Raw genomic sequence first — 14240 nt, forward strand, 5'->3', positions numbered from 1 at the left:
ATCATCGCCCGAGGCCTGCAACGTTTACGCTCGGTTAACCATAAATGCGGATGCTCGGAGCCTGACACCTCTCGCCCGGGCAATGGCATGCGCCACGTATCAACCTACACTGCCGGACCGCTGCGCCGGCCGGTCTGGCCACCGCTGCAGGACCGCCTGGACTTCGCCCGGCCCGGAATCATGACCCCCGGCGTCTTGCGGCTGTCGGCGATCGTGCTCTCCGCGCTCGGAATGGCACTGATGCTGATCTCGCTTCGGCCGTTCGTCAGCGTCAGCCTGGTCAGCGAAACCGCCGGCGATGGCGGCAGCGTCATCAACCAGGTCGGATTTCTCGCCGCCGGGTTGGTGTTTGCCGTGGCGATGATGTGCCTTGCCAGCCGCAAGGTGCTCACCAGCCTGCTCACCCCCAGCTACCTGCTTCTGGCCGTCATCCTTGCCTACTCGGTGGCGCGGGCGCCGGATCCGGATTCCACCATTCGTGCCGTGGTGCTGACCGTGATCGGCATGTTCATCGCGTTCGCGACCATCGTCCTGCCGCGCAGTGAAAAGGATTTTCAGCTGGCCCTGCTCGCCGGGGCGGCGGCGGCGCTTGCGATGTCCTATGGCGGGCTTGTGCTGGTGCCCGATCTGGCGATGCACGGCTACGATGCCTACGAGCCACAGCATGCCGGGCTGTGGCGCGGCCATTTCAGCCACAAGAACGTTGCCGGCCCGGTGATGTGCGTGATCGCGATCTTTGGTGTCTACTTGATGCGGTCAGGTCATCGTCTGGGCGGGCTGATCGTCTTTCTGGCGGGCACCCTGTTCGTGCTGAAAACCGGCTCGAAAACCACCAGCGGCTTTTTCCCGTTGTCGATCATGATCGTACTGATGGCAGGCCTGTTCGGGCGCAGCGGAGCGGCGGTCCTCGCCTTCGTCACCACGCTGGCGGGCGTGGCGGTAATGACACTGGGCTCGCTCTACAGCGGGCGCATTTCCTATCTGATCGAGGATCTGCTCGGTGACCGGACCTATACCGGGCGGACCACCCTTTGGGAGTTCAGCCTGTCAAAGATCCCCGAGCATAAGTGGATGGGTTTCGGCCTTTACAATTTCTGGAACACCGACAACGTGTTCCTGCTCGACAAGCCGTTTGAATCGGCATGGGACTACCGGTTCATTGTCCATGGCCACAACAATTATCTCGATATCCTGCTCAATCTCGGCTTCATCGGCGGCTCGGTGCTGCTCTGGATCCTGTTCATCGGCCCGATGATCAATTACAGCAAGGCACGGAAAATCCCGGAAAACCGCAAGATCGCCGACATGTTCTTCATGATCATCGTTTTTGCAGCACTGCTGTCGTTCCTGGAAACCTTCTTCCTGGCGCGCAATGATTCACTCTGGCTGATGCATGTGTTCGCCGTGTTCGGGTTGCACCTAGCCGCCCGGTTCCGCCTCGGCGATCCCCAATTTCGACGATGAAGCCTGATGCGGGCCGAGACGGCGATCATCCGAGCCTGGCGGTCTCGGCGAGACGGGCGGCATAGCGCGCCATCTGGTCGACCTCGAGATTGACGAGGTCGCCAACTTCGCGTTCACCCCAGGTGGTGACCGACAGGGAGTGCCTGATCAAAAGGACGTCGAAATCCGTGTCGTTGACGGCATTGACCGTCAGCGACGTACCGTCGAGCGCCACCGAGCCCTTGGGCGCAATGAACCGGGACAACTCGCCTGGCGCGCGCAGGGTGAAGCGGCGGGCTTCGCCCTCGTCCTTAATGGCAATGATTTCGGCCTGACCGTCGACATGGCCGGAGACCATGTGCCCGCCAAGCTCGTCGCCGATCTTCAGCGAGCGCTCGAGATTGATCCGCGTACCGGCCGTCCATGTGCCTATGGATGTCAGCCGCAGCGCTTCCTCCCAGGCCTCGACCTCGAACCAGCGGGAATTGTCGCCCTGGGCCGGAAGTGCCGTTACCGTCAGGCAGACCCCCGAACAGGCGATCGAGGCGCCGATGTCGATCGTGGCGGGATCCCAGGCGGTCTCGATGCGCAGGCTCACGCCCTGATCGCGCGCACTGACGGCGGCCACTTGGCCGATATCGGTGATGATGCCGGTAAACATGGTCTCAGGCCCTTTCGTATTCATCCATCTGGTCGGCCCCGTATCTCATGGATGCGACCGGCCGGAAAGCCTTTGGCACGGTCGTCCTGGTGACCGGAGCGTTCACCGCTTCCCCGTCGATGTCCGCATCCCCTGTCAGCAGGATGATACGGTCAACGAGATCTTCGGCGAGAAAGGCCTGGGCTACTTCCGCGCCGCCTTCGACAAAGACGGTCGAGAGGCCGCGGGCGGCAATATCCTCGAGCAGTTCGGGCAGCGCTATGCGGCCGTCATGGGCGTCACAGGCGATAAACTCCACGCCAAGCGCCGCAAGCTCGGACCGGCGCGGATCATCGGGTGCGGCAGCCGTGGCGATCCAGAGCGGAACGTCTCGCGCCGTTGCCGCCAGCTTCGACCGGGCCGGCAGCCTGAGATGGGTGTCGAGCACCAGGCGGACCGGAGACCGGTCTTCGAGCCCGGGAAGCCGGCAGGTCAGTTCAGGGTCATCATTGATCGCCGTGCCGGCGCCGACCAGGATGACATCGGAACGGGCGCGCAACGCATGAACCTGGTTGCGGGAGATCTCACCGGTGATGGCCACCTGGCTGCCGTCGCGCCGTCCGATCTTCCCGTTGTTAGATATCGCTAATTTAAGGGTGACATGGGCGCGGTTCTTGACCCGGCGCGTGAGGTAGCCGGCAAGATCGCGCGCAGCCTCGCCTGCCAGCACACCCTCGTCCACCTCGATGCCGGCGGCGCGCAATATGGCGTAGCCGCGGCCGGAGACACGTTCGTCCGGATCGGTGGCGGCCGCCACGACGCGGGCCACACCGGAAGCGACCAGAGCCTCGGCGCAAGGCGGCGTGCGGCCGTGATGGGCGCAGGGTTCAAGGGTGACATAGGCGGTAGCGCCGCGGGCCAGTTCGCCTGCCTCAGCCAGCGCCTGCGGTTCGGCATGCGGGCGGCCGCCAAGGGCGGTCACACCTCGGCCGACGATCACCGGCGCGCCGTCGATCTCGCGCACGATCAGCGTTGCCACTGACGGATTGGAGCCGGTGCGGCCTTCATGCCAGCGGGCAAGACGGATGGCCGCCGCCATGTAACGGCGGTCGAGCGCGCTCACCGCCATGGCGTCACAAGTCTCCGCCGACAGAGCTGTCACCGGCGATCCGCGCGGTCAATTCAGCGATGGTGCGCTCAAAATCCTCGGGCCCGGAGAAATCCCGGTAGACCGAGGCGTAGCGGACGAAACCGACATCATCGAGGGCTTTCAGCGCTTCCAGCACCAGCAGGCCAATTTCGTCGGTGGCGATCTCGGTTTCTCCCGAACTTTCCAGCCGGCGGACAATGCCGGAGACCGCCCGGTCGATGCGCTCGGGATCAACCGGGCGCTTGCGCAGCGCGATCTGGAATGATTTCGCCAGCTTGTCGCGATCGAACGGCACCCTCCGTCCAGTCTTCTTCAGCACCTGCAAGTCACGCAGTTGCACCCGTTCGAAGGTGGTGAAGCGGCCGCCGCAATCGGGACACACCCGCCGGCGCCGGATCGCGGCACCGTCCTCGGCAGGCCGCGAATCCTTCACCTGGCTGTCTTCGGAACCGCAATAGGGACAGCGCATCAGCCCTATCCCAGATACGGATAGAGCGGGAACCGGTCGGTGAGCGAGATCACCTTTGCCTTGACCGCGGCCTCGACAGAGGCGTTGCCCTCTTCCGAATTGGCGACCTTGAGGCCGTCGAGCACTTCGGCGATGAGATTGCCGATCTCGGTGAACTCACTGGCGCCAAAGCCGCGCGTGGTACCGGCGGGCGTTCCGAGCCGAATGCCGGACGTGACGAACGGCTTTTCGGGATCAAACGGAATGCCGTTCTTGTTGCAGGTGATGTTGGCGCGGCCGAGGGCTGCTTCGGCCTTCTTGCCGGTGGCGTTCTTCGGGCGCAGGTCGACCAGCATAAGGTGGTTGTCGGTGCCGCCGGAGACGATGTCGAGACCGGTCGCCTTCAGGCTGGCGGCAAGGGTCTTGGCGTTGTCGGCCACGGCCTGCGCATAGGCGCGGAACTCCGGCGTCAGGGCCTCGCCGAGGGCCACCGCCTTGGCGGCGATGACATGCATCAGCGGACCGCCCTGCAGGCCGGGGAAGACGGCGGAGTTGATCTTCTTGGCCATGGCCTCGTCGTTGGTCAGGATCATGCCGCCGCGCGGGCCGCGCAACGACTTGTGGGTCGTCGTGGTCACGACATGGGCATGCGGCAGCGGCGAAGGATGCACGCCGCCGGCAACCAGGCCGGCGATGTGGGCCATGTCGACCATCAGCCAGGCGCCGACGCTGTCGGCAATCTCGCGGAAGCGCTTCCAGTCCCAGACCCGCGAATAGGCGGTGCCGCCTGCGAGAATGAGCTTCGGCTTTGTCTCGTGCGCCTGCTTCTCAATGGCGTCCATGTCGAGCAGATTATCGTCTTCGCGCACGCCGTAGGAGACGACGTTGAACCATTTGCCGCTCATGTTGACCGGCGAGCCATGCGTGAGGTGGCCGCCCGAGTTCAGGTCAAGGCCCATGAAGGTGTCGCCCGGCTGCAGCAGCGCCAGGAATACAGCCTGATTCATCTGGCTGCCGGAGTTCGGCTGGACGTTTGCGAAATTGCAGCCGAAGAGCTTCTTGGCGCGCTCGATGGCCAGTTCCTCGGCGATGTCGACGAACTGGCAACCGCCATAGTAGCGCTTGCCGGGATAGCCTTCGGCATATTTGTTGGTCATGATCGAGCCCTGGGCTTCGAGCACCGCGCGGGAAACGATGTTTTCCGATGCGATCAGCTCAATCTCGTGCCGCTGACGGCCCAGTTCGCTCTGGATCGAGCCAAAGACTTCCGGATCGGCGTCAGCCAGGGGACGATTGAAGAAGGCATCCGCGAAGCGGGCGGCAGAAGTCGCGTTGGACATGTTCCAGGTTCCTTGTATGGCTCGGGTCTGACGGAGCGCCTGCGCTGTCGGCGGCGGCCCGGGAAACGGCGCGAATCCGGAGAACAGCGTGCCCTGCCGGATGCGGCTATTTAACCGTGTCGCATGGCGAGGGCAATATCCGCAGTCCCGATTGCGTCATTGCAGCGCGCCGATGAAAAAGCCGCCCGTCGCGGGCGGCTTCAAGGAGCATCGACCGGGATTGCCAGGCCGCTCAGCGCAGCGCCAGTTCGTCCACGCCGTCGCGCTGGTAGACGTCGTCGCGGAACTGGACAATCCCGTCCTCGGATGCCCACGCGGAGAAATAGACGAAATAGACCGGCACGGGTTCGGCCAATTCGATGACGGTGTTTTCACGCGAGGCGATTGTGGCCTCGATGGCCTGGCGGTTCCAGCCGGGCGTGTCCCTGAGCAGCCAGGTGTTGAGATCGCGCACGTTCTGGACGCGCACGCAGCCCGAGGATTCAAACCGCATGAGCTTGTTGAACACGCCCTGCTGCGGCGTATCGTGCATGTAGACTGCATGCGGGTTGTGGAAATTGATCTTGGTCGAGGACATGGCGTTGCCCTTGCCCGGATCCTGGCGGAACATCAGATCCGGGGCCTTCTCGGCGTTCCAGTCGACCATTTCCGGCGCCACTTCCTCGCCCTTGCCGTCGAAAAGGCGGATATTGTTGCGCGCCAGATAGGTCGGGTCCTTGCGCATCAGTGGCACGATATCCTTCTCGATGATCGAGCGCGGCGAGGTCCAGTAGGGATTGAGTATGATCTCGTGGATCTTGGAATTGAGGATCGGCGTCTGGCGATCGATCTTGCCGACGATCGCCGTATGGCGCAGCACAACAGAGCTATTTTCCACGGCTTCGATCTGCGCCGCCGGAATGTTGACCATGACATAGCGGTCGCCGAGGAAACCCGACATCGAGCGCAGGCGCACGAGATTGGTTTCGAGCTGGCCAAGACGCACCTCGGCCGACACGTTGAGTGCCTGGTAGGAATAGTTGCCCAGAACGCCATCCGGCGGCAGGCCATGGCGGGCCTGGAACTTCTTCACCGCGCCGTCGACATAGGAGTCAAAAGCGTTGGAAAGCCCTGCGTTGCGGTCGAGATCGCCCGAAGCCATCAACCGCTGCCGCAGGATCCGGACCTCGGGCTCTGACACGCCCATGCGCAGCTTCTTGGTCGCCGGGACAAATGGCCAGCCACCGCGGGCGATGAGATTCTGATAATCGAAAATGGCCCGCTCAACGAAGGCGATGGTATCGGCGCTTGCGATCGGGTGGCGGGTGGCGGTCTCGGCCACGGACCTCGAACTCTTGGCATCGAACTGGTCATCCCAGCTGCCGCGCCGGGGAGAATTGATGATGTCTTCAATGGCGGTCTGAGCCAGGGCGGGACCTGCAGCGACAGTCGCGGCTGCCAGCGCGGCGGCACGGCCGATGAACCGGCGACGGGAAAGAGTGTCAGGTCGGGTTGGCTTGTTCATGCGTCATCCACCGTGCAATCGAATCTAGCGTCAGGTCTGGCTTCAATACCATTGTTAACGTTAAGAATTGGGGACCAAAACCGGCCCGTCAAGCTTGGCGCAACACTTTTGCGTGAGCATGCGGCGATACAATACACCGCAAGCCCGCTCGGTGTTTTCAAGCTTGTGCTTACCACATCCGATTTCACGGCAATATGGCTAATTCATGGTCCGTCGCCGGACCCGGGCCGGCCACGGCTTGCGGCGACGTGGTCAGCGTCCCGTCCGGACGCACCGATCGTCCCATAGTGTTGGAATTTCCGGCGATCGAAGCACCTTCCCCTGTGTACCGGATCCAGAAATGCAAAAAACGGCAGGTACAGACCTGCCGTTTTTTTGTCTTGAGAGATTGGTCCGCTTAAAGGCGGTAAGCGATACTGTCGTTCCAGAACCGGTCCAGGCGCTGCATCAGCTTGTTGAGTTCCTCGAACTCGCTGGCGCCAATGCCGCCAACCTTGGCGATCGAGTTGATGTGGCGGTCATAGAGCGCGCCGACGGTTTCGGCGATCTCGGCGCCGTGCTCGGTCAGGCTGATGCGCACCGCGCGGCGGTCGACCCGCGAGCGCTGGTGATTGATGTAGCCGAGATCGACCAGCTTCTTGAGATTGTAGGACACGTTGGAGCCGAGATAGTAGCCGCGGCTGCGCAGTTCGCCCGCCGTCAGCTCGGAATTGCCGATGTTGAACAGCAGCAATGCCTGGACGGCGTTGATGTCGGTGCGGTTGGCGCGGTCGAACTCGTCCTTGATGACATCGAGAAGACGGCGGTGGAGCCGCTCGACCAGTTGCAGCGATTCAAGATAGAGATCACGCAGGGCCTCGGACTCGTCGTTTGCAACGGCGGTTTTGGAGCCGGTCGCTACGGCTGAATTGGTATATGACATGATGACTGCCTCACTGTTTGTTATGGCGGATTTTGTTCCCGCCTTGAGACAGACCCTATCGAATACGCATAAAATTCTACTTAAACTGCAGGCTTAACAGGGGGTTACCGGAGACCAAGCGTCAATCAAAGTGAATCAGGTGTTACCTGCCTGGCGTCGTAACGCTGCTTGACGAAGAGCGCGACACGGAACCCGACATAGACCGCGATCACCACGGCGTGCGCCATGACCAGCAACGGCCGCTCGCCGAACCAGAGCGGCAGGCCCTTGTGCATGATGATTTCCGAACCGGCCGCCACCACCCAGAGCACCGGGCCCCAGGAGACCTGCATCCACAACCCGACAGCCGCCACCGGCAGCAGCACGGCGAGCGACGCCGAGGCCAGCTGCCAATAGGACGGGATCAGGTCGAAGCGGTAGGCGCCGCCGTCGGAATAGCCGATCAGCCGTCCCCAGTACTGCAGGCCGGCGAGAAGGCAGCTCAGCGCCACCAGCCGCGTGAACAGCCGGAAACTGGCCTCAAGCGCGCCTGTGCCGACTTCCGGGGCGGTTCCGATCTGCAATATCGCCATCATTGGGACCTCGTTGTCCGGGGCGCGGAGATCATGAGACCTCCCTCGCGGGCCCCTGTCATAGCCAATGCGCAGCCTGCGGTGCAAGCCCGCGCGTGCCTCGGGGAGGACGTGAGATGATTTGTCTGGCTTGACCGCCCGACCTCTGGTGCGGTCTAAAGCGACTGACACCAGCGCCGGCGAGCCTCTACGGGGAATCGGGCGCGAGAAAAGCCAGAGGATGGAAAGATCATGGGCGAGGGCTCGAAGAACACGGCTGCGGGACTGAAGGCGGCGGCAGCCTCCGATGTCGACGAGATCACCGGCCACCGGCGCATGCGCCGCACCCGGATCGCCGACTGGTCGCGCCGGCTGACCCGCGAAACGCGGCTGACGGTGGACGACCTGATCTGGCCGATCTTCATCATTCCCGGCACCGGCATCACCGAACCGATCGACGCCATGCCCGGCGTCAACCGGATGAGCGTCGACAAGGCGGTGGAAGCGGCCAAGATGGCGGCCGATCTCGGCATTCCGGCGCTTGCCACCTTCCCCAATGTGGAGATGGAAAAGCGTGACGAGACCGGATCGCACATTCTCGACCCGGACAATCTGATCAACCAGACCACCCGCGCCATCAAGCAGGCGGTGCCCAATATCGGCATCATCACCGACGTGGCACTCGATCCGTTCACCAGCCACGGCCATGACGGAATCCTGCGCGACGGAGAGATCGTCAATGACGAGACGGTCCGCCAGATCGCCGCGGCCGCCGTGCACCAGGCCGATGCGGGGGCCGACATCATCTCGCCGTCCGACATGATGGACGGGCGCATCGGCGCGATTCGCCGGGCGCTTGACGCGGCCGGGCATCAATCGGTCAGCATCATGTCCTATGCGACCAAGTTCGCGTCCGCCTGCTACGGCCCCTACCGCGAGGCGATCGGCACCTCGGGGCTCTTGAAGGGCGACAAGCGCACCTACTATCTCGATCCGTCCAACGCCATGGAGGCGATCCGCGATGCCGGGATGGACGTCGAGGAAGGCGCCGACATGCTGATGGTCAAGCCCGGCCTGCCCTATCTCGACATCTGCCGGGCGCTGAAGGACACCTACGGCCTGCCGACCTTCGCCTACCAGGTGTCGGGCGAATACTCGATGATCAAGGCCGGCGCTGCCGCCGGCTATATCGACGGCGAACGGATCATGATGGAGAAGCTGCTCGCCTTCAAACGCGCCGGCTGCGACGGAGTGCTTACCTATTTCGCGCCCGAAGCGGCGCGGCTGCTCGCCAAGGGCGGCTGGTGAGCGGGGCGCGCGCGCCTGAAGCCCACGACCTCGTTCCCGGATGGCAACTCCCCCGCCTCCGTCATGCGGGGTTCGACCCGGCATCCAGCCACCGCGCGTCGGCGCGGTGGGAGACTCTCTAAGTCAAGCTGGCAGACTGGAGTGCGGACAAGTCCTCCGGCTCGCGGACGCTCGCCTGCTGGATCCCGGCTCAAGGCCGGGATGACGGAGGAGAGATGTCAGTCCACGGCACCAGACAATCTTGCGCCTTGGTATGTGGGCCTTGGAGTCAAACCACCGGCAAACCCTTTAAGTGCAGGGCCTGACTTCCTACATCTTTCCCGACGCGGCAAAAATGCCCGTGCCTGTGACAGGAGAAACCGATGAACCAGCCGATCCGCGAGAGCGCCGACAATCACGCCATGGGCGCCTACGACGACATCGCGCTCTATGACGGCGTGCGCACCAAGCGCGTGCTGGCGTTCTTCATCGACTACGCCATCGTGCTGGCGCTGTGCGTGCCGGTGGCGGTGCTGATCTTCTTCATCGGCATCTTCACGCTGGGCTTGGGCTTCTTCCTCTACCCGATCCTGTTCCTGCTGGTCGCCATTCCCTATATCGGCATGTCGATGGGCGGACCGAACCAGGCCACGCCCGGCATGCGGATGATGGGCATCCGCGTCGCCCGCCTCGACGGCCGCCCGGTCGATTTCATGCTGGCCGTCGTCCACGGCGTGCTGTTCTGGGCCTTGAACGCGGTGCTCACCCCGTTCATCCTGCTCGCCACGTTGGTGCTCGACCGCAAGCAGACCGTGCACGACTGGCTGCTGGGGACGGTGGTGGTGCGGAGCTAGTTCACACCTCCACCCGCGTCTCGTGCTTCAATTGCCGCAGGATCAGGTTGGTCTTCACCGTCGAGACGCCTTCGAGCGCGAACATGAAATCCTCCAGGAACGCGTTGTAGGCGCTTAGATCGCGGCAGCGGATGCGGAGGTGATAATCGGCGTCGCCGGTGGTGGCGAAGCAGTCGAGCACTTCGGGGCGGCCCATCACCGCCTGAATGAAGTTCTCGACGTGGCCGGCCTGATGGCGCGAGAGCACCACGTGCACCATGGCGTGGAAGTCGAGCCCGACGGCCTCGGGATTGACCAGCGCCGTGTAGCGCTCGATGACGCCGCCCTCCTCCAGCGCCTTGACCCGCCGCCAGCAGGCGGACGCCGACATGCTCGCGCGCTCGGCCAGGTCCTGGTTGGAGATGCGGCCATCGTCCTGCAGCGCCTTGAGGATCTGCCGGTCTGCCGGCTGCATTTCGAATTCCCTCGCCACGAAGGGTAATCCTTTCTCTATCTAAGCAGTTCATGGATATTTCTTTCATATTCATGACTGAAGCCGGCCAATCTGGCAAGACCTGCCAGCGCCGGAGTGGTATATTGGCGGGCAGAGGAGCTGCCCATGACATTCCATACCCCTGCCCCATCCGCCTACACGCTCAACGACCGCTATGCGCTCGCATCCGGTCGGGTGTTCATGACTGGCACGCAGGCGCTGGTCCGCGCGCTGTTCGACCAGGCGCGGCGCGACCGCGAGGCGGGGCTGAAGACCGGAGGCTTCGTCTCGGGCTATCGCGGTTCGCCGCTCGGCGGCCTCGACATGGAATTGTGGCGGCAGAAGGCGCGGCTCGCACAAGGCGGCATCGAGTTCCTGCCGGCGGTCAACGAGGACCTTGCGGCGACCGCGGTGCTCGGCTCGCAGCAGGTGGAAACCAATCCGAACCGGCAGGTCGAGGGCGTGTTCGGGCTCTGGTACGGCAAGGGACCCGGCGTCGACCGGGCCGGCGATGCGCTCAAGCACGGCAACGCCTACGGCTCCTCGCCGCGTGGCGGGGTGCTGGTAGTGGCGGGCGACGACCATGGCTGCGTCTCCTCGTCGATGCCGCACCAGTCGGACGTGGCCTTCATGGCCTGGTTCATGCCAACGCTCAACCCGGCCAGTGTGGCCGAATATCTGGAATTTGCCGAGTACGGCTACGCGCTGTCGCGCTATTCGGGCATGTGGGTCGGCTTCAAGGCGATCTCGGAGACGGTCGAGGGCGCCAGTTCCTTCCTGCTCAAGCCCGACCGCGTCTTCGAAAAGCCTGATTTCGAGATCCCGGCCACCGGCCTGCACTACCGCTGGCCCGACCTCCCCGGTCCGCAGATCGAGGAGCGGATGGAGGCCAAGAAACATGCGGTCTTCGCCTTTGCCGAGGCCAACCCGATCGACCGGGCGATCTATGGCGTAAGCGATGCGCGGTTCGGCTTCGTGACCACCGGCAAGGCGCATCTCGACCTGATGGAGGCCCTGAGGCTGCTCGGGCTCGACGAGGCCCGCTGCCGTACGCTCGGCATCGACATCTACAAGGTCGGCATGGTCTGGCCCTTAGCACGGCGCGATGCCCTGAACTTCGTCCGCGGCAAGCGCGAGGTGGTGGTGATCGAGGAAAAGCGCGGCATCATCGAGAGCCAGTTCAAGGAGTATTTCTACGACTGGCCCGGCGACAAGCCGCAGCGCATGGTCGGCAAGCATGACGAGACCGGCCGGCGGCTGATCCCCTGGACCGGCGAGCTGTCGCCCCGCCAGCTGGTGCCGCTGATCGCCAAGCGGCTCGACGGGGTGTTCCGGGGCGAGAATTTCGCCGCACGCGCAGTCGAGATCACCGGCCAGCCGGTCGTAGCCCTTTCCGATCCCGGCGCGACGCGCACCCCCTATTTCTGTTCGGGCTGCCCGCACAACACCTCGACCAAGGTGCCGGAGGGCTCGAAGGCGCTGGCCGGCATCGGCTGCCATTTCATGGCGAGCTGGATGGACCGCGAAACCTCGTCGCTGATCCAGATGGGCGGCGAAGGCGTCAACTGGGCGGCCTCCTCGCGATTTACCGGAAAGGATCACATTTTCCAGAATCTCGGCGAAGGCACCTGGTACCATTCGGGCTCGATGGCGATCCGCCAGGCGATCGCCGCAGGCGCCAACATCACCTACAAGATCCTCTACAATGACGCGGTCGCGATGACCGGCGGCCAGCCGGTCGACGGGCCGGTCAGCGTTCAAGCCATTGCCCATATCTGCCGCGCCGAGGGCGTCGAGCGGATCGCGCTGGTGTCTGATGATCCGCAAAAATTCGCGAGCGCCGACTTCCCGCGCGGGATCACCATTCACGCGCGCGCCGAGATGGATGCCGTGCAGCGCGAGCTGCGCCAGGTTCCGGGTGTCTCGGTGCTGATCTACGAGCAGACCTGCGCCACCGAGAAACGCCGCCGGCGCAAGCGGGGCGAGCTGCCCGATCCGAAGACATTCGCCGTCATCAACGAGCTTGTCTGCGAGGGTTGCGGCGATTGCTCGACCGAGTCCAATTGCCTCAGCGTCGAGCCGAAGGAAACCGAATTCGGCCGCAAGCGGCAGATCAATCAGTCCAACTGCAACAAGGACTTCTCCTGCCTGAACGGCTTCTGCCCGAGCTTCGTCACCGTCGAGGGGGCCGAGCGGCACAAGCCGAAGCCGGCGGATCTCGACATCGAAAACCTGATGCAACGCGTTCCCCTGCCCGCGCTTCCCACGCTCGACGCACCGTTCAACCTGCTGGTCACCGGCGTTGGAGGCACCGGCGTGGTCACCGTCGGGCAACTGATCTCGATGGCGGCGCATCTCGAGGGCAAGGGTGCCAGCATTCTCGATTTCACCGGCTTCGCGCAGAAATTCGGCGCGGTGCTGAGCTTCGTGCGGATCGGCCGCGATCCCGACGCCATCAACCAGGTCCGCATCGACACCGGCATGGCGGACGCGGTGATCGGCTGTGATGTGGTGGTCTCGTCCTCGCCGAAGGCCTCCGGCACCTACCGCCCCGGCACGTCGGTCGCGCTCAACCTGGCCTCGATGCCGACAGGCGACCTGGTGCTCCGGCGCGATGCCGATCTCAACATCGACGCCCGCGCATCGGCAATTGCTGCAGTCGTCGGCGCCGGCAATCTGGGTGCGTTCGACGCCAATGCAGCCTCCGAGGCGCTGTTCGGCGACGCCGTCTATGCCAATGTGATGATGCTCGGTTTTGCCTGGCAGCGCGGCCTGGTTCCGGTGACGCTCGACGCCCTCAATCGCGCGATCGAACTCAACAATGTCGCCGTAGACGCCAACAAGAGCGCGCTTGCCTGCGGCCGGCTGATCGCGGCCAATCCCTCGGCTCTCGAGGCGCATCTCAACCCGAAACCGGATTTTGCCGCCTTGCCCGAGCACATCATCGCACGGCGGGCCGAATTCCTCGAAGGCTACCAGAATGCGGCATGGGCGGATCGTTATCGCGGCAGAATGGCAGAGTTCGAGGCGAGGATGCCGGTCGACAACCGGGCCGAACTGGTCAGTGCCGCGGCAAAATCGCTGTTCAAGCTGATGTCCTACAAGGACGAATACGAAGTTGCGCGGCTGCATGAAGACCCTGCCTTCCGCAAGAGCCTTCATGACCGCTTCGAAGGCAACTTCCGGATCGTGCATCATTTCGCCCCACCGCTGCTCGGCGGCAGCAAGGACGCGCGCGGGCGGCCGCTCAAGCGCGCCTTCGGGCCAGCCATCCGGCCGGCGCTGTCCCTGCTCGCGCGCCTGAAAGGCCTGCGCGGCACGGCGCTCGATCCCTTCGGCTACACCGCCGAACGCCGGATGGAGCGCGAGCTGATCACCTGGTTCGAAGGGCTGATGGCGCGGTGCGAGCAGGAGGTCGCTCCCGCCAATGCAGACCTTTGGCAGCAGGTCTTGTCCGCGCCGATGGACATCCGCGGCTACGGCCCGGTCAAGCACGAGGCCGTTGACAAGGCGAAAGCCCGGGTGGAAGCGCTTCTGGCCGGATAGGCCACCTTCCACGCCTGTCCGTTACATCTGTCCCCGACACAAGACGGGAACGTTCGTTTCAGGTTTTGACAACCATCGCGGCA

The 14240-nt window shown here is 63.9% G+C and carries 12 protein-coding genes; 4 read left to right on the forward strand and 8 right to left on the reverse strand.

All coding sequences use genetic code 11. The features are described from left to right. Window positions 1-87 precede the first annotated feature (87 nt). Window positions 88-1464, forward strand: coding sequence for an O-antigen ligase family protein (locus O4H62_RS03335; RefSeq protein WP_269385696.1), 1377 nt, complete (start codon window positions 88-90; stop codon window positions 1462-1464). Window positions 1465-1489: 25 nt separating this feature from the next. Here the strand turns inward: O4H62_RS03335 and O4H62_RS03340 are convergent, their stop codons facing one another. The 7 genes from O4H62_RS03340 to O4H62_RS03370 all read right to left on the reverse strand — a co-directional run bounded on the left by O4H62_RS03340 (window position 1490) and on the right by O4H62_RS03370 (window position 8022). Continuing rightward, a complete protein-coding gene (locus O4H62_RS03340; protein ID WP_269385697.1) occupies window positions 1490-2104 on the reverse strand; it encodes a riboflavin synthase in 615 nt (204 codons plus the stop codon). A gap of 4 nt (window positions 2105-2108) precedes the next feature. Continuing rightward, window positions 2109-3212, reverse strand: coding sequence for a bifunctional diaminohydroxyphosphoribosylaminopyrimidine deaminase/5-amino-6-(5-phosphoribosylamino)uracil reductase RibD (gene ribD / locus O4H62_RS03345; RefSeq protein WP_269385698.1), 1104 nt, complete (start codon window positions 3210-3212; stop codon window positions 2109-2111). Window positions 3213-3216: 4 nt separating this feature from the next. Then, the gene (gene nrdR, locus O4H62_RS03350) at window positions 3217-3702 is read right to left on the reverse strand and encodes a transcriptional regulator NrdR (RefSeq protein ID WP_269385699.1); all 486 of its coding nucleotides are present in this window, start codon (window positions 3700-3702) and stop codon (window positions 3217-3219) included. A gap of 5 nt (window positions 3703-3707) precedes the next feature. Further along, window positions 3708-5021, reverse strand: a complete 1314-nt coding sequence (glyA, locus tag O4H62_RS03355; RefSeq protein ID WP_269385700.1) for a serine hydroxymethyltransferase — start codon at window positions 5019-5021, stop codon at window positions 3708-3710. Window positions 5022-5253: 232 nt separating this feature from the next. Next, complete coding sequence (locus tag O4H62_RS03360) at window positions 5254-6525, reverse strand: L,D-transpeptidase family protein (RefSeq protein ID WP_269385701.1); 1272 nt, start codon at window positions 6523-6525, stop codon at window positions 5254-5256. Window positions 6526-6922: 397 nt separating this feature from the next. Then, window positions 6923-7447, reverse strand: coding sequence for a transcriptional regulator LdtR (gene ldtR, locus O4H62_RS03365; RefSeq protein WP_269385702.1), 525 nt, complete (start codon window positions 7445-7447; stop codon window positions 6923-6925). A gap of 125 nt (window positions 7448-7572) precedes the next feature. Further along, on the reverse strand, window positions 7573-8022 hold the full coding sequence (locus O4H62_RS03370) for a DUF6163 family protein (protein ID WP_269385703.1): 450 nt from the start codon (window positions 8020-8022) through the stop codon (window positions 7573-7575). A 228-nt stretch (window positions 8023-8250) separates the two neighbouring features. Here O4H62_RS03370 and hemB point away from each other — a divergent pair, with 228 nt between their 5' ends. Together hemB and O4H62_RS03380 are read left to right on the forward strand one after the other, a co-directional pair. Further along, complete coding sequence (gene hemB, locus O4H62_RS03375; RefSeq protein WP_269385704.1) at window positions 8251-9306, forward strand: porphobilinogen synthase; 1056 nt, start codon at window positions 8251-8253, stop codon at window positions 9304-9306. A 401-nt stretch (window positions 9307-9707) separates the two neighbouring features. Further along, on the forward strand, window positions 9708-10139 hold the full coding sequence (locus O4H62_RS03380) for an RDD family protein (protein ID WP_269386291.1): 432 nt from the start codon (window positions 9708-9710) through the stop codon (window positions 10137-10139). A gap of 1 nt (window position 10140) precedes the next feature. Here O4H62_RS03380 and O4H62_RS03385 read toward each other — a convergent pair whose 3' ends face one another. Next, a complete protein-coding gene (locus tag O4H62_RS03385) occupies window positions 10141-10593 on the reverse strand; it encodes an Lrp/AsnC family transcriptional regulator (RefSeq protein ID WP_269386293.1) in 453 nt (150 codons plus the stop codon). A gap of 144 nt (window positions 10594-10737) precedes the next feature. Between O4H62_RS03385 and O4H62_RS03390 the strand changes: the two genes are divergently transcribed. Then, window positions 10738-14157, forward strand: a complete 3420-nt coding sequence (locus O4H62_RS03390) for an indolepyruvate ferredoxin oxidoreductase family protein (RefSeq protein ID WP_269385705.1) — start codon at window positions 10738-10740, stop codon at window positions 14155-14157. Window positions 14158-14240 lie beyond the last annotated feature (83 nt).

This window comes from Parahoeflea alexandrii (genome assembly GCF_027214025.1).
In the GTDB taxonomy this organism is placed as follows: domain Bacteria; phylum Pseudomonadota; class Alphaproteobacteria; order Rhizobiales; family Rhizobiaceae; genus Hoeflea; species Hoeflea alexandrii_A.